Raw genomic sequence first — 24,270 nt, 5'->3', positions numbered from 1 at the left:
GCTAAGCCACCCCCAAACGCTTTTTACCCCAACGGGTGAGCCACTCTGAAATCAGTAATGAAATCAAGGCTAAAATAATCGCAATCACACATAATCGCGCAGCGTCTACTTCCGCCCCTGGCGTTTCAATTAAGGTGTACATCGCTAATGGGATGGTTTGTGTTTCACCTGGTATATTCGAAACAAAAGTAATTGTGGCGCCAAATTCACCAAGTGAACGTGCAAATGCTAATACTGTTCCGACAATAATACCGGGAAGAGAAAGCGGAATGGTGATCGTGAAAAAGACACGTAACGGTGTTGCGCCTAATGTCCTCGCGGCTAATTCCAATTTTTGGTCAACCGCTTCAAGCGCTAAACGGATCGCACGTACCATCAGTGGAAACGCAACCACGGCAGACGCAAGCGCAGCCCCCCGCCAACTAAAGGTAAAACTAAATCCAAACCAGTTATATAGCCATTCACCGATAAAACCGCGTTTACCCATACTGATCAATAATAAATACCCCACTACCACTGGCGGCAATACCAGTGGTAGATGAATAATACTATCGAGCAGTGTTTTTCCAGGAAAATTACAGCGAACCAATACCCATGCCATTAAAATACCTAACGGTAAACTGAAAATTACAGCCACACTGGATACTTTTAGACTTAGGTAAATCGCTTCCCATTCATAAGGACTTAACATCTGCAAAAAAATGCTCTCTTAACGTTTATTTAGTACGAGGTTCAAAACCATAACGTTTGAATACTTCTGAAGCCGCTGGGGTTTTCAAGTATTCATAATAATCACGGGTTGCTTTGTTATCTTGATCTTTAACAATTGCCATTGGGTATTCAACAGGTTTATGGGTATCAGCAGGGAAGACACCTACCACTTTGACTTTTTGGCTAGCGACAGCATCAGAGCCATATACAATACCTAAAGGCGCTTCTTGGCGCTCAACCAATGCCATACCACTACGCACGTTATTTGTACGTGCTAACAGCGGGTCAACTGTTTCCCATGCACCTAAGTTGCTTAATGCTTCTTTGGCATAAATACCAACAGGGACATGGTCAGGGTCACCAACGGCTAAACGACCACCATCTAACAGTTTTTTCCAATCAGTTTGTTTATTAATTTCAACTTTATCAATTTTGGCATCTTTCGGTGCAATTAACACCAATTCATTACCTAATAATGTATAGCGTGTATCTTCTACCATCAATTTTTTATCGATAGCATAATCCATCCATTGCTGGTCAGCCGAAATGAATAAATTAGCGGGGGCACCTTGCTCAATTTGACGAGCCAGCGTTGAAGAAGACGCATAGGATGCAACAACCTCTACTTTAGTGTCTTTCTTATATTGCTCAGAAATTTCATTCAGTGCATTAGTTAGAGAAGCCGCTGCAAAAACCGTAATTTTATCAGCTGCAAAGCTATTGCTAGCCATCGTTAACGTCAATGTTGCGCCAGCGAGAAGTGATACCAAACCTTTTTTCATTTTTATCTACCCTAGTATTAATCGACACGTTATATATAACAGGACACAGCGATAACTTAAAGTCAAACTCGTAATAAAAGTGTGCTGGCGCAAGAAATGATGCAATTTTGTTGCATGTTTTCTCTAAAATCCCACGAACGATGAAAAATTCCTCAGCCGTAAAATCGTTTTTATATAGAGAACAATTTATATCCTTTGTAACTTTATCGGCACAAATCGTACACAATTGAATATTTTATCCAACTTTTGCAGATAGATAAAAACAGAGGAGATAATATGGCTATTCAACCGACAGCGCTTTCTCCAACCCAAGCTCACTATATGAGTGGATTAACCATTGAGCAATTTAATGGGTTATTTGAAAAAAATATTTCCCCTGAAGCTTTAGCTTCTTTAGCAGAATCAGCGGGTAATGGGAACTTAGAGAGTATCGATTTATTACACAATATCGCTCTACGGCAAGACAACGAAGGAAGAAAAGCAGAAAATATCCTATTTGATTTATTTAATGGAAAGCTGCCTGCAAAGAAAGGTATAGATAAAGAAATACAAGAAACTAGCAAAAAATTATATCAATTACACCTTAATACAAAAATCAAAAAACACCTAAAATATTCGAAACTAACGACCCCTTCTAAGCTCCTTTATATTGTCGGATCTGCAATAGAAAAAGTTATTGATAAAATTAGTTTAACTAAACTATTGATGAAAAATGAACCCGCGGAATCTACTCTTTGGGATAATAACAGGATGACAACAAGTGATGAGATTGATGCAAGCAATAAAAATAACCCAACTTTGCCATCAAACATGACCATCAATTGCTCAATAGGACTCATGCAAAATGGCTACAACTTATTAGCCGATGTAATTGAACAAAAAATTTTAAATAATAAAACATTAGATAAATGTGAGTTATTTCCTATCAATATCAATGATAACCATTGGGTCTTAGCTGTGTTCTATCAGCCGGAACATAAGCAAGATATGAAATGTGTCGTCTTTAATTCATACCAAAATGTCAGCCCTGAAATTACTAATGAAATAGCAAAAGCCGCAGAAAAGGCAGGTATCATAGAAAAAGATATAACCTATATTGAAGGGAATATCCAACAACAAGTCCCTAACGGATGTGGATTATTCGTTGTTGAAGCTATTAAGCAACTCACTGAAAATACTCAGCAAGATCCTTATGATACATTAAAAGAATTTCAAGAAAGTTTTATAAAAAAGACGATGGCTGAACAAAAAGAGTTTAATATTCAAAACCGCAGACAGCTATATTCAAATTACCATGATAGCAAATATCCATCATTATAATGCCCACTGCTATATGAAAAACCCCCTGACTGCATTTACAATCAGGGGGTCTATAATCAGTCAGACAAGAAATTTTGTTAAAAATTACTTGTTTTCAGTATTATGATGATGAGGTACGTGTGCTTTAGACAGTAAGTTAAAGAACGCGCCCAAACCGTAGATCAAACCCATGATCAAAAACATAACAACTGGAACCATCATCAGGGCAAAACCCAAACTTTTAATTAGTTCTAACATAGGAAAAAGCCTCTTCAGTGATACTGTACCCACCAGCCTACAAGATACGCTGACGAGGGAAAACTTGACTCTCAGTATATTGAGTATAAATCAAATCAAAATAATAACGCACAATTACGTTATAATGGAGACTATTTTAGACAAAATATTATACTAACGACATACTAAACGTGCTTTTTACGTCTGTCATCACCAGCCACGCCGGAAGGGAGAAATTTATGCAGGCCGAAATTTTACTCACACTGAAACTACAGGGCAGTTTATTTGCTGATCCTCGCCGTATCGCGCTACTAAAACAAATTAAAGCGACAGGGTCAATCAGCCAAGGCGCTAAACTCGCAGGGATCAGCTATAAAAGTGCTTGGGATGCCATCAATGAAATGAATCAACTCACTGATGATATCCTTGTTGATAGGGCGACAGGTGGTAAAGGCGGTGGCGGCACAACACTGACTCACTATGGTGAGCGATTACTTCAACTATATGATTTACTAGCACAAATTCAGCAAAAAGCCTTTGATGTACTCAAAGAAGATAATCTCCCTTTAGACAGCTTATTAGCAGCTATTTCGCGTTTTTCACTGCAAACCAGTGCCCGTAACCAATTTTTTGGGACGTTAATTGCACGCGACCACATGCAAGTTCAGCAACATGTACAAATTCGTTTAGCAGACAACAGAACGGTGATCAACGCCGCATTGACAGAGCAAAGCGCTAACCGTTTAGGGTTAACGGAAGGGAAAGAAGTGCTTGCATTGATTAAAGCACCTTGGGTCAAAATTACTAAACAACCTAACCCAACAGGCTTTGATAACCGCCTTGAAGGCAAAATTACCACTTTAGAGCGGGGTGATGAGAACAGTGAAGTGATTGTGACACTCACAGGCGGTGAAACTTTATGTTCAACTATGCCAAATAGCGAAATCGATGCCCAATCTTTGAAAGTGAATAATAGCGTTATGGCATTATTCAATGCGGACCAAGTGATTGTTGCCACACTTTGCTAATTTGCTAGTTTGCCCTGCTTACTTACAATAAAAGTAAGTAAGCATTCACCTTTTTTCCTTATCATATCGTTCTGTTGTTGACTTTAGCTTCAATCCTGATTATTTGTGATAGATGACAAGGTAAATAATCATGATAAGGAAGCTTGATGAGCACAATAACAATACAACATGGCAACTTTAAGCTCAGCGAAATTCAGACTTTAGACATTCAGCAACTTAACATCGAAAAAGGGGAAAATTGGGCTTTTATTGGTGCCAATGGTAGTGGTAAATCATCACTTGCTCGAGTACTTTCCAATGAGCTCCCTCCTCTTTCTGGTGTCGTAAAAAATACATTCACCTCCCCTGTTCGTCTATCATTTGAACAATTACAAAAAATCATTAATGAAGAGTGGCAGCGCAATAATACAGATATGCTCAGTGATGATGAAGATGACACGGGATATACAGCAGCTGAAATCATTCAATTTAACCATAAGGACAATGAATACTGCCTTGAGCTTGCCGCTCGCTTCGGTATCAGTGACTTGTTGTCTCGTCGGTTTAAGTACCTTTCTACGGGTGAAACTCGCAAAGTACTGTTATGCCAAACATTGATGGGTAATCCTGACTTACTGATCCTTGATGAGCCATTTGATGGCCTAGATGTTTATTCAAGAAGTCAGCTCAGCGAACTACTATCAAGTTTGTCTGAAAAAGGCTTAACTTTAGTGTTAGTGTTGAACCGCTTTGATGAACTCCCTGATTTTATTGAAAACATAGGTGTTGTCGCTGATTGCAAACTAGCAATGGTGGGAAATAGGGAGTCAGTACTTGCTAACACGCTAATAACGCAATTACAGCATAGTGAGAAAATTAAACAGCTTTCTATCCCTGAAACTGAGGCTCCAACCGCAGATGAAAAACTGGATGACACGACACCTCGTATTATTTTGAAAAATGGAACTGTTAGCTACAATGACAAACCGATCTTGCACGGTTTAAATTGGCAGGTAAACCCAAACGAACACTGGCAAATTATCGGTGAAAATGGCGCTGGAAAATCCACCTTATTGAGCTTGATTACAGGAGATCACCCTCAAGGGTATAGTAATGACTTAACCTTATTTGGTCACCGTCGTGGGTCAGGGGAAACTATATGGGATATTAAGCGCCATATTGGTTACGTCAGCAATAGCATTCACCAAGAATACCGTGTCGCAACCAGTGTACTCAATGTCATTATTTCCGGTTTTCATGATTCTATTGGCTTGTACCAAACCCCCTCTGATCGTCAAATACAATTAGCGTATGAATGGCTAGCTCTGTTAGGTTTTTCTACGCAAACAGTTCAACAACCTTTCCACAGTCTTTCGTGGGGGCAGCAGCGCTTAGTCTTGATAGCTCGAGCACTAGTTAAACACCCTGCTATGCTTATTCTAGATGAGCCATTGCAAGGGCTTGATGGCCTTAACAGGTTGTTAGTTCTGCGGTTTATTGATGTAATGCTAAGACAAGGTAACACACAACTCTTATTCGTCAGCCATCATCAAGAAGACGCCCCTGCTTGTATTACACATCGGCTCACTTTTGTCCCTGATAATGGGAAATACCGTTATGATATTGAAAAACTTTAATTTTTGACTTATTTGCCAATAGACACGATGAAACTGTTGGCAAATTAATCTAATGTTTAATAGATGGTAACTAAGTTATACACAAATAACTCTTTGATTTTATTTTTATTTATATTTTTTAGGTTATTTTAAATTAGAAAATTCACATAAAATCATTACACTGCGCCTATTCTAATAATTTAGACATCATAATGGATATTTTTTATGGCTTGGTTAATGTTAGCCTCTTCACTTGCAGTACTTGCAACACACCGTTTAATTGCTCTTTTTTTACTCGCTTGCACAATTATTACCGCAGCACTTACACACGTTATTGATTGGCAAGCGGTTCTACTATTGGTTTGTATTACAATAATTGCCATTATTCGTTTGCGTTTCCAACACTATCTATCCACCAAAATTATTAGTGAAATCATCTTACTAATCTGTACGATTGGGTTATTTATTCACTTATTCCCTGGGTTTAATAACCTGAGATATCTCGATAAAGTTACCGTAGGGGAACATAGCGCCCCTTTCACAATGTATTTTAATTTTGATAAGGCACTCGTCCCCTTTATTTTACTCGCCTGCTTACCAACGTTATTTGTCTGTCGGCCAGCCAAGCATGCAACTAAAATTCAATGGGCACTGCTGGTTATTTCTATGCCACTTTTATTGCTGGTCGCAACTGCTGCTGGCGGATTAGCCTTTGAATGGCATTTTCCTAGTTGGTTACCTGCTTTTGTGCTCTGTAACCTACTTTTTGTTTCATTAGCTGAAGAAGCGCTATTTCGTGGTTATTTACAGCAACGTCTAACCCTTTGGTTGAGGTCTCCTTACCTCGCACTAGTGATTACCTCACTGTTATTTGGCGCTGTGCATTTTGCAGGTGGACCACTGTTAATTCTCTTTGCTACATTAGCGGGTTTGATTTATGGCCTAACTTGGATGTGGAGTGGTAAATTATGGCTGGCTGTATCGATTCACTTCGGGTTAAATTTGGGACATCTGTTATTTTTTACTTATCCAATTAAGTTGGTTTCTAATTAATGTTAACTAATTAAAAATTCATAATCACTCAAAAATTGGATGATCTTCACCGTAAAAAATCACTAACACGAATAATGTTAGTGATTTTTCATTATTATAACCATGTTATCTATCGTTAATCTAATGACTAGTTTGATTAACATTCATTGGCTTAATTTCCCCAGACTCAATATTAAGATAAAAATCTCGACTTGGATTTCCTTGTAGATATTTATCAATTACAGTGAAAATACTGCCAAAGCGTAATTTAAAAATATTCTCAAATGAACTATCCGCGTTAATTTTATCAGTCTCATTTGGTAATGACGATAACAAGGTTCCTGTGAGGAATCGATATTGGTTTAATCTTTCTACAGGTATATCTTGCAACGCAAGCTCGTCTGCATTACGTAAACGATAAAAATCCACAGCAAGGTCAAAACCATTCCATTTTGCAAAATCATTTAACTGATACCCTGTATTTTTAGCAAGAATAGCAGCTTTATCACTGGCTTTTTTCCATGCATCGGAGTCTTTATTCAAGTAGATTTCGGTGACATTGACAGTTCCCGGGTCTTTAGCGCAAATTTCATGATTTTGACTCAATGGTGCCGTTAATACTTCATTATAAGCTTTCTTAGTATCTAACTGGCTTAAAATAAGCATCTCTTCGCCATTCAAACTAAATAACATTTGACGAATTTCACAGGGCCATTCCTCAGGAATAAAACGCAAACGTGTCAGTTCAGTAATATGCCAGTTAGTGAAGTCATAATAATTATTTGCGCTTAAGATATCTTTATTCCAAAGATGCGACGAATTAGTATTTTTGAGGTGTTCCCACTCTTGCTGATAGTGCTCAAATAACTCATCAAACCGAGGAACATCTTCTATTACAATGGTTTGTACATCAATTTCATTCGCATTTCTAAAATTCAATATTTTATAAGCAGGAACATATGCAGCCATTGAAGGAGCTTGAATATTAAAAAGTAAGCTGCCATCCGAATACTTACGTACACCTGTATCATTAAAATGCATATGACCGCCAACATGAACACCGATACCTGTTTTTGCCATTGCATGGCTAGTGTCTTCTTTTGGTGCCCTTTCTAACTGAAATTTACCTTTGCCAAAAATGGTTTCAAGGTCATCTGCTGCACCATTATCAAATTCAACCATCGGGAAATGGCTAAACGTGATTAATGTTTTATTTTGCTCTTTCGCGCGCTTTGCAACATCCGCCATCCACTCAACAGTCTGTTGTTTGTGTGTCAACATTTTGTTGTAACCCGCATTCCCCGACCCTGCAAAGTTTTTAGCTGCTTTAGGATGATTAATATCTGCTTTTTCAGAAGGAACATAGACATTGGCATCAACGGCCATTAACCACAAACCAGGAATAGGCTCAACAAGGTAACTGCTGTCTGCAACATTAAAACAAGGCCCATATCCCTCTTGTTTATATTTACCGCCTGTTCCTTGAGTACAAATTTCATACTGCCTTTGGTTAAAATCACTGGCTTTTAAGGCTGCTTCATAGTTGTAACCTTGAGAACCATAGTTTGAGTATGGTGTTTCCCAATAAATATCTTCTGGTAACGGATTAATACCAAATGATTTCATTGCATCCATCACTCGACCATAACCACTATATACCATCTCTTCAGAGCAAATTGTTGGCAGCTCAGCTCCCGTTTCTATAACAGCAATCTTTCCTTTATATCCCGTACACTCACTTGCCCCTAAACTAAAGATACGCTGCGTTTTACCATCAGCTCCAAGAAAATCTTCTTTTCCTGCTGGCATATCAAATGGACGGTTCGGATCATGATTCCCTGGTGTAGCAAAGAAACGCATACCATATTTTTGCTCATACTCTTGCAATACTTTTACTAACCCACGTAAGTGAATAGGTTGGCCGTCATCAGTAAAATCACCAGGTAATGCAATAAGTTTAATACCTTTCTTACCTGCATCATCTAGTGCAGCACGTAGAGCAAAATAGTTTTCATTAAATAAACGCGTAGATGTTAATTGCGCATACATAGAACGAATAACGGCATTTTGACCACTTTTACTATTTTTTAATCCTTCAAATGCATTATCAGCAAACTGGCCATATACATCATGAAAATGGATATCTGGCATAAACGCGACGCGATAATTATAAGGTTGAGCCGTAGGGGCATTTGCCATTGCGACAGTTCCAATGGACATTAATGCAAGGGCAAAACTATATTTTAATTTATTGTTCATATTTGTTCCCTTTAGATAATTAACTATTTCTATCAGAAGTTATATGCAATGCCAACGCGATAACGCCACTGCCATGCATCACGGTAAGTTTGTCCATTTTTGACATATGAACCATCATCATAGGACACATACCCTAATTCAACATAAGGAACCCATGTCTTATTACCAACCCAAGACACATTCAGATTATGTGCATAATCCTTTTCTTTACCTTTATATGCAGGATAATCAGTATCAAATTTATATTCAAAGTCATAACTTAATGAAAAATCTTGCAGCTTATAACCTAAATAAAAATTACTCTGCCAATAATGCTGATTATCTTTTTTAGGCTTATTAGAGTTATCATAATGCCTTACGCCATAACGTAAACGAGTTCCAATATTAAAATCATCCGTTAAATTATAGGCAGCTTTGACACTGAATTTATAAGCCGTATCTTTATCTCCTGAATCTAGAGCAAAAGAAGGTGTTAAAACAAAATCTTTTGTGGCTTTATATTTATAACCAACTTCAACCTCATTTCCTTTTGATGATAGGTTTTCACCAAAACCACCATCTCGACTTCTCCATTTTCCTTCAAGGCTAAAATAAGTTCCATTTTGCATGCTATGGCCAATTTTGACACGGTCTTCATGGCGATGTTCATCCCCTAACCATTCATGACGATAGTCAATATATGTCGCATTCGCTGCTGTGCAAAATAATAATGTAGAGATACCTAGAGCTAAGTTTTTCATAAACTGATTCCTATAATTAATATTTATTTTTTATTTAATCGTTAAAACAATGATTCATTATTTATCTTTTATTTATAGATATACCCCTTCTATTTTTAGAAAAAACCATCCCATCCTTTTAAATAACTTAAAAGAAAATTAATTTATTAAAATTTTAATTTTTTACATTCTTATCTCATAACTCTAATTCCAGTTTCAATAATTCAACAATACCCTCTGATTTTTTAGCATTTAACATTTTATTTCTAAAAGACTCATGCATTAATTTACGTGCGAGAACAGAAAAGATTCGCATATGCTGATTTTCATCTGAATCATTAATTGTTAGCATAATTACTAATTTAACATTAACATTATCTCCCCACGCTAACTCATTCGGTAAACGTAATACAGAAATACTACTGTGTTTAACAAAAGGTGATTTACAGTGCGGTATTGCAATTGAGAAACCTAATGCCGTACTAAAAATCTCTTCTCTTTGCCATATTGCTTGTTCAACTTGTGCTCCAGAGTCAGTTCGGTGATTAACTTCTAAATTATCAGTTAATCGTTTAATGACTTCCTCTTTACATTCCATTCTTTCATCAAGAAAAATTAAAGACGGATCCAATACTGAATAATCATTTTTTAGCGTATTAGCAGAGATAAACAAACGAGATAATTTATCTTTTTCAAGCTTGAACCAATTATCTGCATATGTATCAGGTTCAATAATTAATAAATCGTATTGCGTATCTAATAATAAAACATGAGCAGATTGAATTGATTCAATCATGGAAGATGAAAGACATATTAAAGGAAGAGAGAAAGATTGTGCTAAAATAGCGGTATGTGATGTTTCTGCCCCTGAAGCCATCACAATACCTTGCAAATACTCCCCTCTCAATGCCAATAATTCGCTTGGTGTCAGTAATCCTTGGCAAATAATAATCGAATCTTCTGTTAATTTAGGAAGTTGTATTTTAGATTCGATACCAAGATGCCTTGCTATACGCAATCCCAGATCCTTAATATCTAACTCACGTTGGCGTAAATATTCATTACTACTGCTTCGAAATGGTAAGCTGAGCTCTTCAATTGCCATTGATAACGCAGCAATCGCATTATTTGCCTCTCTTGGTTCAAGTAAGCACGCTTCAATATCCTCATCATCCAATAATTGGCTTTGTGCCTCTAAAATATCAACCGCTGTTTTATCAGCTTGCTGAATGTCTAGACTAAATTGTTGACGAGCACTTTGTAACGCACGTTTTAGTATTTCACATTGTTCTGATTGTGAATTTGATGGCTCTAATAATGAAATCTTTTGTAAATCAAAAGATTTCATATAGATAGCCCTACCTTTTGCAATCCCTTGGCTAACACCATAACCCTGAATAATTTGAGATGATGTCCGACTCAGATATATAGGGATCATTCCTTGCTCTGGTTTATCTTTTTTTGGCATTAATCCATCACAATGAATAAATTCTTGTTCAATAAATACCTTTAGTTTTTCATAAGCCAGATTTTCATCATCTCCACTGATTGTAAAATAACATTCATCACCAACAGCGACATCTGCCCCAACAAGAGCCAAAACACTTTTTGCATTGGCTTGGCGTAGTTTGCTTTTATTAAAAAGTAAAATATCTGATTGAAAACAAGCTGTTTTTTGCTCAATTGCACTCGCTGGTCTTGCATGAATACCATTAGGTAACTCACAACGAAATGGAAGTATTTGCATAATTTTTCCTTTATTAATTAGTCAATTAACCAAGACACAGGTGTACAAGGAGCTGCTTTATCTGTGTTTATGCATATAGACTCCGATAAAGTAACTTGATGTATCAACGTATTCGACTTAGGTTCTGTATAGGTTTTGGTTTCACTACTTGGGTTCCACCCACGTAAAATCAGTGACTCTTGATTCTGTGCTTTTTTCAACGTGCTGAAGTGCAGCTCACTATCCCACGTCAATAAACTATAATTATCAGGAAAAACAATATAATGAGGATTCGTTTTAAATTGAGACCAACCGGAATCTAGGTAACCAAATGCAGGTAAACGCCAATGCTCAATATCACGCCATAGTTGAGCGCTTTGGCCATTTTCTATCGGCAATACAGCAAAATGGAAATGATGAAGCCCCTGAATTTGTGATTCCGGTGACGGCAAAACCATACCTGATGCACGCCCTGGCCGCCAAGTTAGTTCTGCTTGGCCTAGCCAACCCACACTGCGCAAAAGTGTTATTCTTATCATGTCAGGTTGACTGTCTGGGATTTCATACTCTCTTAGCCCTTCAGTAACGATACAAATACCTTTTTTATCATCATGTTGCATTACCAGACTTTGCATTGGGTAAAGCGCTGTTGGTGCCTCTACCCAATTTTCACTTTGCCAAATATCCATATTGGCTGGATTATTTTCTCGCTGAATTAAACCAAAAGGTTGGTCTGCAAAGTGAAATGTCTGTTGAATTTCCGTAGGAATTTCAACCTGAATTCGATGGTCTTCAATGGTATTATCAATTGTGATTTCAACATCTAGCCATGCCTTATCATGAGGTAAAGAAACCTGCATTGTGGCAGATAAATGCGCATTAACCTGTTTGGTTTGGCGAGCAATTGCATTCTGTGGTACTGGAATTCGCCAATTTAGAATAAATGAATCCATTAACGATGCTCTTACACAGTTAAATTGCTGTAAGTGTCCATCACTACTAATTAACCAATCATCTTCAGGTGGCGAATAGTTATAATTATCTCCTTCGTCTCCACCATCAATTAATCTAAGAATATTTGGGTATTGTTGTTGATTACGTTTATCAGTTAATAACAATCGTCCTTGGTGCAGTTCAAGTTTCAGCCATTCATTCTCTAATGTATTTTCAGTTTGAATGTTTTGTTGAATTTCAAAACCTGAATTTTCCCCTTCAACCAAATAAAAAGTCTGATAACCGCATGAAGGTAACTCTTTCACTTCAAGCAAGACTTCGCATTTCCGGTACCATGTCGTTGTCGTGCTATTCGCCAATTCTTGTACAATCAAAGACATATCTTGTTTTTCTTCATGAATAAGTTGCCAGCGGCAAGGTTTTCCTGCATCGTCTTTAATACAAAAATCATTTTCAGGTGTATAAAGTGTAATACGAACTTGAGCATCTCTTTTATGTGGCAACGAATTGAAAATGATAATTTTTTTACCATCTTGTTTTGCTTCAATCCCGCGAGCAAGCATCTTCATATTAAGGTCAAACAGTTGATTTGCACTTTCTAAACCATCTTGTAAGCGTGCTTTCACCATGCTATTAACACGATCAGAATTACATCCGCCGATACTATCATGAGCGTGTGACTGCATAGCTTTACGCCAAATATTGTCAATCGCAGTTTGTGGATAAGGTAAACCAAGCCGCCAGTTAATGGATAGAAGAGGCTCAAGTTGTTGACTAACAAATTGTTCTAATTTTGCATTTAATAATTTAATGTCCATTCGAGTAGAAAAAATACCACGATGTACACGCATATATTTCGGGCTCAGCAATTCACCATTAAATTCAGGTAGTTCAGTGCTATTTGCTTGTAAAGCATCAAAAAATGCACTGAAACTACTTTTGACAAAATAATATTCCTTTTGAGCTTTATTTAATTGCTCAAGCATCGCAGGTACGGCATATTCAAAAGGGGATTGGTCATTACCATTAGGTAGTAATATTTGGTCTGAGTGAGCAAAACGGGCTTGTTTTTCCAAGATAGCAGGTAAAACGGCAGAGGCTTTTTCTGGATTATCAGGTAACCATTTCGCGCAGCCGTAGCCCCAAGGTAATACAGCAGTAGCCACACTATGACCTGACTGCGATTTCCAAATAAATTCACTACTTGCGACATCATGTTCACACCATCCACGCCATACGACCGCATGTTTGATACCAAACTCTTGCAAAAACATAGGTAGCTGTGCACTTTGTCCAAATGAATCAGGCACATAGCCTATTGGCATATAACCGCCCCATTGCTCACAATCTACTTTTCCCAACAGTAAGTTTCGCGTGATAGATTCCGCTCCAACGACTAAAAAATCAGTTTGTGTGTACCAAGGGCCAATAAGAATTCGGCCTTGTTTAATTAATTTCTGTAAGCAATCACGCCTTTCTGGTGCAACCTGTAAATAATCTTCCAGCACCACGGTTTGCCCATCTAAAACAAAGGGGCCAAGAGAAGGATCTTCTTCTAAATGTTTAATTAAATCATTCATGAAATAATAAAGAACAATTTTTGAATCATTCTCAGTGAAATACCATTCACGATCCCAGTGCGTATGTTGAATTAAATGTACCGTTTTCATTTTATGACCTTAAAATATTTTTAGCAGAACAGCCCCGTCACGTTATTCACGCTAATTAACACTGTACGACATTATTAAAATAACTCTCTAATTAACGACCGACTTTAAATTTAGGAATATCTGTTTCTGTTTTTTTAGTTTCTATCGTTTCATTACCACGAAATATTAATAAAGAGCCAATAGTAATAATTCCAGATCCCACAGCAACCGATAATATATATATCGGCCATTTATCTACGGCTAACCACCCATAAAATCCCGAAATAGGAGCATGATTTATCGCACCTAGACCGACCGCCATAGCTGCACCTGTTGCTGCACCAATAATGTTAATGATAATAATCTTTGGATTAGCAAGAGCAAATGGGATCGCGCCCTCAGAAACGCCAATTAACCCCATTAGCGTAGAAGCTTTTCCTGCTTCTCTTAATGATTCAGGAAAACGTTTTGACCAAATTAGCGTTGCTAAACCGATCCCAATTGGGGGAATAATAATAGCAACTTGAGCTGCTGTATTTGGCTCGTAAATTTCCGATGCTAATAATGCCATTGCAGTGGTTACTGCGGCTTTATTAACCGGGCCACCAAGGTCAAATCCAACCATTGCGCCAATAACGGCAGCAAGAATTACTTTATTAGATCCCGACATTGATAAAAGCCATTGCTCCATACCATGATTAAGTGCCGCTAAAGGTGCACCAATCACAAATGCCATAATAATACAGGTGAGTAATGTACCACCTACTGGCAAAATAAAAATCGGTCCTGCTGATGCAAGTGATTTTGGTAATTTCGTATATTTAGCTAACAAACGTACAATATAACCAGCAATAAACCCTGCTGCTAAGGCCCCTAAAAACCCGGTGCCTAAATTACTTGCCAACAAACCACCGACCATTCCAGGCGCTAAACCAGGCTTATTCGCGATAGCAAAGCTGATATACCCCGCGACGATAGGTAACATCAGAGAGAGTGCTAATCCTCCAAAACCATCAAATTTATGAAGCACTTGGACGACGAAATTTGTAGCTTCCAGATGGCTAGAATCCCAAATATTATCAATACCATATAAAGATGCACCAATACGAGATATCCCCATAATCACTGCACCTGCGATAACAAATGGCAGCATCCATGACACACCCGTCATAATGGCATTTTTTATTTCCGTACCAATGCCTAGTTTCGATGTTCCATTAGACTGCCCCATTTTTCATTTCCTCCTCAATTGCATCAATAATTGCATCGCCATACTTGATTGGGTCTGCAACACTGCATTCAAGCTTAATCATCCCATTAAATCGCTCCTTATTAATAACAGCGACATCAGCAGCCAAAATGACCGCATCTGCTCTTGCTAAATCGTCACTGGTAATCTCATTTTCAATTCCCATACTCCCTTGAGTTTCAACTTTAATTTCATGGCCTCTTTTTTTTCCTATGATATCCAACGATTCAGCAGCCATATATGTATGAGCAACACCAGTAGGACAAGCCGCAACACAAACAATAAACATAACAACTCCTTAAAATTTAATTCAGACAATAAAAAAAGCACAATGGCATAAATGCGCATTGTGCTTTTTAAAGGCAGCTAAAGGTAAAGAAATAATATTTCCAGGTGCACCACTAGAATGACGACAAATCATTATGTGGCGCAAACTGGACACAAGGAATAAAAAGATCAATTCGTGACGTTTACGAATATTTAATGATATTAAAGGATTAACATAAGCATTTCTTTCTAATTTAGTTAAATCGCTATCAAATACAGAAATATAAAGCTTCTGTGCACTCTGCCATAACTGCGACCAATTAACTGAGAAATCATTTTCAGATTGATTAGAATTCTCAGATTCATCTTTTTCAAGGGATGCAATTGGTACAAACCAGCAAATTTTGCTTAATAAAGCTTTCATTTTGCTATCAAGTGATAGCAAAAATAAAATGCAGCCTTTAAAAAATAAAGCAAAATGTAAAGACATAGTGTCCCCCTTTAGAAACTAGTACCATTCTAAACGTATAAAATAGAAAATTACTGTGATTCCACCCTCATTTATTAAATTAAATAAAAATTAAAATGCTAAAAATATTAATGGCTATTTTCATTTTTCAATAAAAACCTGATTATCAAAGATTTATCTAAAATAAATTTTTTAGATAAATAATAACCTCACTGAAAACCTAAAAGTATAATAATCTAAGAATTTCGCAATACTATTAATTATTAATCTGATCTTTTTATATTAATCCAATAGAAGCTATTTTTATATGTTTTTATATAGAATGTCATTTTTCTTATTGGCTAAATTTAAAGAGATACAATGAAACAAAAAAATCAAAAAACAATTAATTTAGGATAGAGAAATATAATAATTCGATTGATAGCCCTAAAGCACCTAAATGATATTACTCAATATAAGATTATAAAATAACGCATAAATAAACATTAAAAAATTCAACCTTATCAATCCATTAGTCACTTTCATGCTCATTTTTCTTAGCTATATCATTAAAAAATTTAGAGAGAATGCATCCTTGAACAAAAATCATACGAAAAGAGAATCTAATGCTGTAAAATTATAGATAGAAGCAACAATCTCCAATAATTCGTAAAAAATAGCCATTACCGGTTCTTCTTGTTAGAGGTAATTGAGTGCTTAGATTGATATCTATCATGGGAATGTACAAACAATCATTTTACCACTTGCTGTATCGATTCAATTCGAGTTAAATTTAGAGTATCCACAGGATCTATGAACCTAGAAAACAAGTCATCACTCTCGTGTAAAATTTGTTTTTCGCATTGATAGGGAGAAAATGCAAGTTGCTACTAGCGTTCGAGTTGACTATCCCTATAATGTAGGTCAGCAATAATTCATTTTTAATTTGAGTGTACTGATAGGAGTTTTAGCTATGGCTGTAACTAAACTGGTTTTAGTAAGACACGGTGAAAGTGAGTGGAACAAAGAAAACCGCTTCACAGGTTGGACTGATGTAGAACTGTCCGATAAAGGCCGCGAAGAAGCAAAAATTGCAGGCCAACTGCTAAAAGACGAAGGTTTTGTGTTTGATTTTGCTTACACTTCCGTTCTGAAACGCGCTATTCATACTTTATGGAATATCCTTGATCAAGTTGAACAATCATGGCTACCCGTTGAAAAAAGCTGGAAATTAAATGAACGCCACTACGGTGCTCTGCAAGGTTTAGACAAATCAGAAACCGCGGCAAAATACGGTGACGAGCAAGTTAAATTATGGCGCCGTGGTTTTGCTATCACACCTCCAGACCTAGAAAAAGATGATGAGCGTTACCCAGGGCACGATCCTCGCTACGCGAAACTTTCAGATAAAGAATTACCCGTTACTGAAAGCTTAGCAACCACTATTGAGCGTGTCGTTCCTTACTGGGAAGAAGTCATCAAGCCTCGCGTTACTAGTGGCGAGAAAGTCATTATTGCCGCTCATGGTAACTCTCTGCGTGCTTTAGTGAAACACTTAGACAACTTAAGTGAAGATGAAATTTTGGAATTAAACATCCCAACTGCGGTACCAATGGTTTATGAGTTCGATGAAAACATGAAACCAATCAAACGTTACTATTTAGGTAACCAAGATGAAATTGCTGCAAAACAAGCCGCAGTAGCAAACCAAGGTAAAGCGAAGTAATTATTAACTTTATCTCTAAATATTGAAGGGCTAAGCCATATGCTTAGCCCTTTTTTCTTATCCATTTACTTCTATTCCTCAAAAAAACTTAACTCACAGTGTAAGAAATCCCAATAACCGATTATTATAGGGAAAACACATTGAAAGGTTGATAAAACAATAAAATGAACAAATTTAATATGTATGTTTGGGTTGGCCTTGTACTTAGCGCCAGTATCTTGGGTTCCCTGCTGTATATGATCCAAGGTGGCGAATTAGTCGTTGATGGTTCAAATGGTGCTGCTAATGCCGAGCTGATGAAAACCTTAATGATCATTGCTTGTATCAGCTTCCCAGTACAAATTATTAGTATGATGGTGATGACTTATAAACCTCGGTTATCCATTGTCCTTGCCGTACTCAGTAGCCTAGCATTAATGCCAATCACCATTGTATTTACCATGGGAATGATTTTCTCTGCGATCCGCTGGCGTTACCACCAGCTAACCCAATTTGATACCTCTTTAAATGTTCAATTTGACCAACGCATTGAGTTCAACAAGCGCAATAACCGTATTTTAGTCGTTGCACTTGGCTTAATCAGTATCACCTTTATTATATTGAGCCAAAGCTTAGGGATGTTCCTGTTTGTCTTCACCATTTTCCTTGGTTACTTTGGCAAAAAAGCGGGTGATGGTGTCTATTTAGCGATTAAAGACTCATATTTCTATATTCGCCCAAACATTTTCGCTTACTGTTATCGTATTCCATTAAAAGAGGTGGAATATACAAAAGGCGAGAAAGGCAAAGTACATTTTGATGTGCAGACCGATACTGAACGATTGCAATTAACGGCAACTCCGGCGAATGCAACACCGGAAGAACAGTCAAAATTGCATACCTTCATTAACCAAATTCAAAAAAAACAGTAAGTGGGCGACACAATGACTGCCGCTTGACAAGCCGGCAGTCGTTACGATTAATTTGCGTTAGGTATCATAGGCATTACAGGTGGAGTCAAGTTAATAATATTCACTTCATTAGGAGAACCTATACTAATAAAGTGATTATCTATGAACGAAACAGTCCATTCTCCCAAAATATCTACTGGAGAAAAACCACTATTCCCACTTAAATGAATTGTACTATTAGGATTTTTAATTACATATTCTTTAATAGTTTCATTAATAATAGAAACTATTCTTTTATCTTCTTTAACTTTATCTTTTAAACTTGATATAAATTCATTGTAATATTCAGCGCTAGGAAATGATTCTTTGTCCGATACATAGTCTGCCTCATATTCTAAAATTGATTTCTCAATGCGGGGGATTCCTTCCCGAATATATTTAACATCCTCCATATAATTATAGACATTATTGGAAATATATCCATTATCGTTATCTATTTCTGCATTCATTAAATTAAATATATATTCAACTTCATACTTGAAATCATTATTTAATTTAGGTCCAGAAATATTCGCTTTCAAATCATACCAAATTGCTGAATTCATTGAAGGATAATTTTTGCGAGACAAAATAGGCACTTCATCTAATTGACTTACCTTTTCAGCGAGAGGGCGGATTTGTTCTAAGATAGCCGTTCTTTTATCTGGGTTTTCAATGTACTCATTCATTAACTCAGATACCTTAATATTATCCTTATATTCACTTGCTCTTATGTTAAGATAATCATTTAACGAATCAATATATTTAAATGAATCGGTTTTATCTTTATCATTCCCCCAGCCTCCTCTAATGCTAATATCAATATCATTATTCAGTCTTACACGATCTTCCTCTAACTCTTTTCTAGCATTCATAATACTTTCTTGCATTATTTCTGCATTCTCTTTCAATTTATTAGAAAGTACTCTAAGATTGATTTCATAATTAATTCTTGATTTATCAGTTAATGCCATTTTATATACTCCTTTATATGAAAACTTAACTAACTTTAAAGAATGCCATTAATAAAAATGACAAAAAAATAATAATGCAGCTTAGAATAAAAAACTAATTTATTTTTTGTATAATAAAAAATATAAAATTCCATCGTGCTGTATATATATAAAAAAAGCCAGATATTAAAATATCTGGCTTGATGTACTTATTATTCTTAAATTATTTATTTCGACGAGCGATCACCGCATCTGATAACTGACGCAATACTTTTTCAGTATCACTCCAACCAATACACGCATCCGTCACACTTTTACCGTAAACTAATGGCTCATCAGATTCGAGATTCTGGTTACCTTCAACAAGATTACTTTCAATCATAATCCCTGTAATCGAACGGTCACCTTGGCGGATTTGCTCGCTAACGTCCGTCGCCACTTCCATTTGTTTTTCGAATTTTTTGCAGCTATTTGCATGGCTAAAATCAATCATGATACTAGGCACAAGCCCCGCATTCTCTAGCCCTTCACGAACTTCTTGCACGTGTTTAGCACTGTAATTTGGTTCTTTACCACCACGTAAAATAATATGGCAATCTGGGTTTCCGCTGGTGTTCACTATCGCAGAGTGGCCCCACTTAGTCACTGACAAGAAACAGTGGGCTGAACGCGCTGAGTTAATTGCATCAATGGCAATTTTAATTGTGCCATCTGTACCATTTTTAAAACCAACAGGGCAAGATAAACCAGACGCTAGCTCACGGTGAATTTGTGATTCAGTGGTTCGAGCACCAATAGCTCCCCAACTCATCAAATCTGCCACGTATTGTGGGCTGATGACATCTAAGAACTCACCCGCGGTTGGTAAGCCTTGGTTATTGATTGTCAGCAATAATTCACGAGCAATACGTAAACCTTCGTTAATATCAAAGCTACAATCCATTTTAGGGTCATTAATTAGCCCTTTCCAACCTACCGTTGTGCGTGGCTTTTCAAAATACACGCGCATCACAATTTCCAGAGAACCTTTTAATTCCTCACGTAATTTACCCAAGCGCTCTGCGTATTCTAAAGCCGCTTTAGTATCATGAATCGAGCAAGGGCCAATAACTACCACTAAACGGTCATCTTTACCGGCTAAAATATTGTGGATTGCCAGGCGTGCTTCATGAACGGTAAACGCAGCTTTGTCGGTTGCTGGAAATTTTTCAAGTAGAGCAATTGGTGGTAATAATTCTTTTATTTGTTTTATTCTGACGTCATCGTTCTGATAATTCATACCTGTATATCCAATGTTTATTATTTTTACTGTAGTTGATTTACATGCCAAATTTATCCAAGTTGGTTTCGCCCGAACAAAGCGCAGAGTAGACAGCAGAATTCCTTCACTGTACTCGAAAGGATAAAAGATAATTAGCATCGAAATTTTAATCTAACCGTTCAACAGACATCTGTAAACAGGCAAGCGCACGATAAAACTAGGACTTTATTAGTAGCCAATTATAAAATGAGGTGAAATGTTGAAATTTAGCATGATAAGTAGGCAGAACTGGCATTTTTCAGAGTAAATAATAACTAAAACAGCTAAATGGCGATAATGCCACTTTAGCTGTTTTAGTTGATTTTTTCTGTCTAAGTACGAGAAATGGGCATGGAGCCGTTTTCTTTTGCTGATTTTATCCAAAGCCTAGAGCCATTTAGGGCGATACCTAATAAAATTAAGTATTCTAAGGACATGGCATAAACACCTTGAATAAAGAAAATCACAATACTGATGACGTTAATAATGACCCACAACAACCAGTTTTCTACATATTTACGTGTCATTAAAATCATCGCGACAACGGAAAGAATGGTCATCGTCGAATCCCAGAATGGGAAGGCATCAGGTTCTATTGCAGGCATTGCGAGGTTAGCGCCAAATAGATTTAATAACTCGACGGCCCATCTCGCCAGCACACTAAATACCGAATCAATATTAAATGTCAGATAAATAATAGCGATAACTGAAATAACCAATGTTATAGCTGCTTTTGGTAAGCTCAACCAACGAATTTTTAGCTCTGCTTGCTGCGAACTAGTAACTCTGCTCCATGCGTACCAGCCATAGATATTAGCGACAAAGAAAAATATCTGTAACAATAGATTTGCATATAGCTGAATTTGAAAGAAAATAACTGCAAACAGAGAAACGTTAATTAACCCAAATAGATAATTAATCGTTTTTTCTAGACTCGCAAGTAGAATACAAAGTAAGCCAGCAATGGTCCCCACGGCTTCAATGTAAGATAAATCATAAACTGATCCCCAAAGTGGGATCTGCACTAACGTATTGGCTGTACTAAAGAAATCCATCCCAAAATCCTTTATAAGTGTTCGTTAATGTTGTATTGCTCAGTATTCCATTGAAATTGTATTTTATTATTTTAGACTCTCTGCAAAATCTAGCATCTTATTTAATGGTCGTAATGCTTTTTCTCGTAATATTTCACTGACTTGAATTTGATGGTCTTGCGAATTCCCTTCTAAGGCATCAGCAATCGCTTTTAAGCCATTCATTGCCATCCAAGGGCAATGTGCACAAGTTCGACATGTTGCGCCCTCACCAGCTGTTGGAGCGATATAAAGCGTCTTCTCCGGGCAAGCTTGCTGCATTTTGTAAAAAATACCTTTATCCGTCGCCACTATCATCGATGGGTTAGGTAAATTTTGTGCTGCTTTAATTAACTGACTTGTAGAACCGACCGCATCTGCAAGGTCGACTATCGCTTGTGGCGACTCAGGGTGAACCAATACCGCAGCTTCAGGGTATAGGGCTTTCATTTTTTCTAATGATTGTGTTTTAAATTCATCATGAACGATGCAAGCCCCTTGCCAACACAGAATATCAGCCCCGGTTTGTTGTTGGACATAACGCCCAAGATGGCGGTCTGGAGCCCAAATTATTTTTTCACCTAAGCTATCAAGGTGCTCTATTAATTCAACAGCAATACTGGATGTGACTACCCAATCAGCCCGAGCCTTTACCGCTGCTGAAGTATTAGCATACACCACCACAGTTCTATCCGGATGCTCATTACAAAAACGGATAAATTCTTCTTCAGGGCAACCTATATCAAGGGAACATTGGGCTTCTAATGTTGGCATTAAGACTTGTTTTTCTGGGCTGAGAATTTTTGCTGTTTCGCCCATAAATTTCACTCCAGCAACAACTAAGGTAGATGCCGAATGTTTAGCCCCAAAACGCGCCATTTCAAGTGAATCTGCAACACAGCCCCCAGTTTCTTCTGCAAGTGCTTGAATTTCAGGATCAGTATAGTAGTGTGCAACGATTACCGCATTTTTCTCCACCAATAGCGACTTAATCTTCTGCCGATAAAATTCTTTTTCATCCGAGCTTAATCGCGCTGGTTTTGCTGGGAACGGATAAACTGACTGGTCAAAATCGATAAACACGCTCATTGGTTGCCTCTGTTTAGCAAAAAGCGATTTTATTACCTTATTCAAGTTTAAAACCGCAAGTTTACATACATTTTGTTTTATATACTAAACAAGATACCCCACTTGGCTTAATAAGTCTCCTTTCTTTTCACTCATTAGAGAACCTTTTATGGCTTTGCTTTAGCTTTTTTACGCTTTTTAGGTTTGAACCTTCGCTTTTCTACCTCTTTATCGGTATCGTAGCCATCCTTACTTAATTCATTAGGTCAGTTATGGAATCACCTGCATTATTAATAAATAAAATTATTTCAGTTTCATTGCTCGATCCAAGAATTGAAGCCGTGGTATTAACCGGCTCTCGAGGGCGAGAACAACATATCGATAGTTATTCTGATATTGATATCGAATTGATTGGCCACGGGGTGACAGAGCTATTCCAACAAACACATTGGATTAATAACTTTGGTACCCCCTTGGCTGCTCTTCATTTACTTAACGAAGAAAATGATGCGCCAGACTGGCCTACTTGCTTGGTGATCTATGAAGAAGGCCGCAAAGTTGATTTCACTTTTGCAGAACCTGAGCGTCTCGAAAAAATGAAGTGTGAAGGTTTAGATGCGACATTTTCACGGGGCTTTACTGTTTTATTGGATAAAACAGGGATCGCTAATGGCCTGCCTGAAATTGCCAATTCAACATCTTTACAGCCAAAGCCTGTTAGTGCCTCTGAATTTGCCGAGATAATCACCGATTTTTGGCATGAGGCTCATCAAGTCGCCATCGCACTCACACGAAATGAGTTATGGGTGGCATGGTCGCGAAGTGCAGATATGAAGCAGTATTTTCTCGCACTAGTTGAAAACCTAGTTTCTCTGCAAGGTAAGCATGTTTGGTATAAAGGCCGTCAATATCACGAATGGATGCCTAAACCCTATATCGAGGCATTGGAGGTCATTTTTAATTGTGGAACGGCTCACAGCGCTTCATTGTCTCTTCAGTGTTTGATGCGCTGCTTTAATGAAGTAGCTACCGAGCTCGCTAGCCTTCAAGGCTTCAATGATATGCAGCTTATGGCAGAAAAAATGCAAGAACTGCTTATTGGCATTTTGCAGGATAACGCCCTACTCCCTGACACACTGTAAAATAAGATAAATATAAATGAAGCACAGCAAAGGAATGCGGTGCTTTTATTGTTGTGAGCGATTAGACAACTAAGTACTTACTTAGGTAAATATTACTTGGATTGCTTGCTTGATAATGGCTTGA

21 protein-coding genes are annotated in these 24,270 nt (G+C 37.3%); 7 read left to right on the top strand and 14 right to left on the bottom strand.

Going from position 1 to position 24,270, the window contains the following annotated elements; translation table 11 throughout:
• Nucleotide 1 precedes the first annotated feature (1 nt).
• Both modB and modA read right to left on the bottom strand, forming a co-directional pair.
• A complete protein-coding gene (gene modB, locus PSF31_RS19075; RefSeq protein ID WP_094962413.1) occupies nt 2-691 on the bottom strand; it encodes a molybdate ABC transporter permease subunit in 690 nt (229 codons plus the stop codon).
• Between the two features lie 25 nt (nt 692-716).
• Nucleotides 717-1,493 carry a molybdate ABC transporter substrate-binding protein gene (modA, locus tag PSF31_RS19070; RefSeq protein ID WP_096864111.1) on the bottom strand — a complete coding sequence of 259 codons (777 nt, stop codon included), beginning with the start codon at nt 1,491-1,493 and terminating at the stop codon, nt 717-719.
• Nucleotides 1,494-1,769: 276 nt separating this feature from the next.
• Here modA and PSF31_RS19065 point away from each other — a divergent pair, with 276 nt between their 5' ends.
• Entirely contained in the window at nt 1,770-2,813 is a 1,044-nt protein-coding gene (locus PSF31_RS19065; protein ID WP_096864110.1) for an ElaD/SseL family deubiquitinase, read from the top strand.
• 84 nt (nt 2,814-2,897) lie between these two features.
• Here the strand turns inward: PSF31_RS19065 and PSF31_RS19060 are convergent, their stop codons facing one another.
• Entirely contained in the window at nt 2,898-3,050 is a 153-nt protein-coding gene (locus PSF31_RS19060; RefSeq protein ID WP_004256731.1) for an AcrZ family multidrug efflux pump-associated protein, read from the bottom strand.
• A gap of 218 nt (nt 3,051-3,268) precedes the next feature.
• Between PSF31_RS19060 and modE the strand changes: the two genes are divergently transcribed.
• From modE to PSF31_RS19045, 3 genes are all read left to right on the top strand, one after another.
• A complete protein-coding gene (gene modE, locus PSF31_RS19055; protein ID WP_096864109.1) occupies nt 3,269-4,057 on the top strand; it encodes a molybdenum-dependent transcriptional regulator in 789 nt (262 codons plus the stop codon).
• 146 nt (nt 4,058-4,203) lie between these two features.
• Nucleotides 4,204-5,673 (top strand): molybdate ABC transporter ATP-binding protein ModF, encoded by a 1,470-nt coding sequence (gene modF / locus PSF31_RS19050; RefSeq protein WP_096864108.1) that lies wholly within the window; start codon nt 4,204-4,206, stop codon nt 5,671-5,673.
• A 204-nt stretch (nt 5,674-5,877) separates the two neighbouring features.
• On the top strand, nt 5,878-6,705 hold the full coding sequence (locus PSF31_RS19045; protein WP_164560953.1) for a CPBP family intramembrane glutamic endopeptidase: 828 nt from the start codon (nt 5,878-5,880) through the stop codon (nt 6,703-6,705).
• Between the two features lie 120 nt (nt 6,706-6,825).
• On the opposite strand, the gene PSF31_RS19040 is transcribed toward PSF31_RS19045, so the two are convergent.
• From PSF31_RS19040 to PSF31_RS19010, 7 genes are all read right to left on the bottom strand, one after another.
• Nucleotides 6,826-8,943 carry a metallophosphoesterase family protein gene (locus tag PSF31_RS19040; RefSeq protein WP_096864106.1) on the bottom strand — a complete coding sequence of 706 codons (2,118 nt, stop codon included), beginning with the start codon at nt 8,941-8,943 and terminating at the stop codon, nt 6,826-6,828.
• Between the two features lie 32 nt (nt 8,944-8,975).
• Nucleotides 8,976-9,683 (bottom strand): oligogalacturonate-specific porin KdgM family protein, encoded by a 708-nt coding sequence (locus PSF31_RS19035; RefSeq protein ID WP_004256737.1) that lies wholly within the window; start codon nt 9,681-9,683, stop codon nt 8,976-8,978.
• Between the two features lie 175 nt (nt 9,684-9,858).
• Nucleotides 9,859-11,409 (bottom strand): fructose PTS transporter subunit IIA, encoded by a 1,551-nt coding sequence (locus tag PSF31_RS19030; RefSeq protein WP_164560952.1) that lies wholly within the window; start codon nt 11,407-11,409, stop codon nt 9,859-9,861.
• Between the two features lie 17 nt (nt 11,410-11,426).
• Complete coding sequence (locus tag PSF31_RS19025; RefSeq protein ID WP_096864105.1) at nt 11,427-14,012, bottom strand: glycoside hydrolase family 38 C-terminal domain-containing protein; 2,586 nt, start codon at nt 14,010-14,012, stop codon at nt 11,427-11,429.
• Between the two features lie 91 nt (nt 14,013-14,103).
• Nucleotides 14,104-15,222, bottom strand: coding sequence for a PTS fructose transporter subunit IIC (locus tag PSF31_RS19020; protein ID WP_096864104.1), 1,119 nt, complete (start codon nt 15,220-15,222; stop codon nt 14,104-14,106).
• Entirely contained in the window at nt 15,209-15,529 is a 321-nt protein-coding gene (locus PSF31_RS19015) for a PTS fructose transporter subunit IIB (protein WP_004256746.1), read from the bottom strand. Before PSF31_RS19015 ends, PSF31_RS19020 begins: the two co-directional genes overlap by 14 nt.
• A gap of 21 nt (nt 15,530-15,550) precedes the next feature.
• Nucleotides 15,551-15,997 carry a hypothetical protein gene (locus PSF31_RS19010; RefSeq protein ID WP_004256749.1) on the bottom strand — a complete coding sequence of 149 codons (447 nt, stop codon included), beginning with the start codon at nt 15,995-15,997 and terminating at the stop codon, nt 15,551-15,553.
• A 931-nt stretch (nt 15,998-16,928) separates the two neighbouring features.
• Between PSF31_RS19010 and gpmA the strand changes: the two genes are divergently transcribed.
• Together gpmA and PSF31_RS19000 are read left to right on the top strand one after the other, a co-directional pair.
• On the top strand, nt 16,929-17,681 hold the full coding sequence (gene gpmA / locus PSF31_RS19005) for a 2,3-diphosphoglycerate-dependent phosphoglycerate mutase (RefSeq protein ID WP_004256752.1): 753 nt from the start codon (nt 16,929-16,931) through the stop codon (nt 17,679-17,681).
• A 164-nt stretch (nt 17,682-17,845) separates the two neighbouring features.
• Complete coding sequence (locus PSF31_RS19000; protein ID WP_164560951.1) at nt 17,846-18,592, top strand: hypothetical protein; 747 nt, start codon at nt 17,846-17,848, stop codon at nt 18,590-18,592.
• A gap of 47 nt (nt 18,593-18,639) precedes the next feature.
• Here the strand turns inward: PSF31_RS19000 and PSF31_RS18995 are convergent, their stop codons facing one another.
• The 4 genes from PSF31_RS18995 to nadA form a co-directional block, all read right to left on the bottom strand.
• Nucleotides 18,640-19,584 (bottom strand): hypothetical protein, encoded by a 945-nt coding sequence (locus PSF31_RS18995; RefSeq protein WP_096864102.1) that lies wholly within the window; start codon nt 19,582-19,584, stop codon nt 18,640-18,642.
• 202 nt (nt 19,585-19,786) lie between these two features.
• Nucleotides 19,787-20,842 (bottom strand): 3-deoxy-7-phosphoheptulonate synthase AroG, encoded by a 1,056-nt coding sequence (gene aroG, locus PSF31_RS18990; protein ID WP_096864101.1) that lies wholly within the window; start codon nt 20,840-20,842, stop codon nt 19,787-19,789.
• A 353-nt stretch (nt 20,843-21,195) separates the two neighbouring features.
• A complete protein-coding gene (pnuC, locus tag PSF31_RS18985; protein WP_094962402.1) occupies nt 21,196-21,918 on the bottom strand; it encodes a nicotinamide riboside transporter PnuC in 723 nt (240 codons plus the stop codon).
• Nucleotides 21,919-21,984: 66 nt separating this feature from the next.
• Nucleotides 21,985-23,025 carry a quinolinate synthase NadA gene (nadA, locus tag PSF31_RS18980; protein ID WP_096864100.1) on the bottom strand — a complete coding sequence of 347 codons (1,041 nt, stop codon included), beginning with the start codon at nt 23,023-23,025 and terminating at the stop codon, nt 21,985-21,987.
• A gap of 251 nt (nt 23,026-23,276) precedes the next feature.
• Between nadA and PSF31_RS18975 the strand changes: the two genes are divergently transcribed.
• Complete coding sequence (locus tag PSF31_RS18975; RefSeq protein WP_096864099.1) at nt 23,277-24,146, top strand: aminoglycoside 6-adenylyltransferase; 870 nt, start codon at nt 23,277-23,279, stop codon at nt 24,144-24,146.
• The last annotated feature ends 124 nt before the right edge of the window (nt 24,147-24,270 follow it).

The sequence above is a fragment of the Providencia sp. PROV156 genome (genome assembly GCF_028480905.1).
GTDB lineage: Bacteria > Pseudomonadota > Gammaproteobacteria > Enterobacterales > Enterobacteriaceae > Providencia > Providencia hangzhouensis.
Note: the sequence above shows the minus strand (reverse complement) of the source record. Positions and strands in the feature narration are given on the sequence as shown.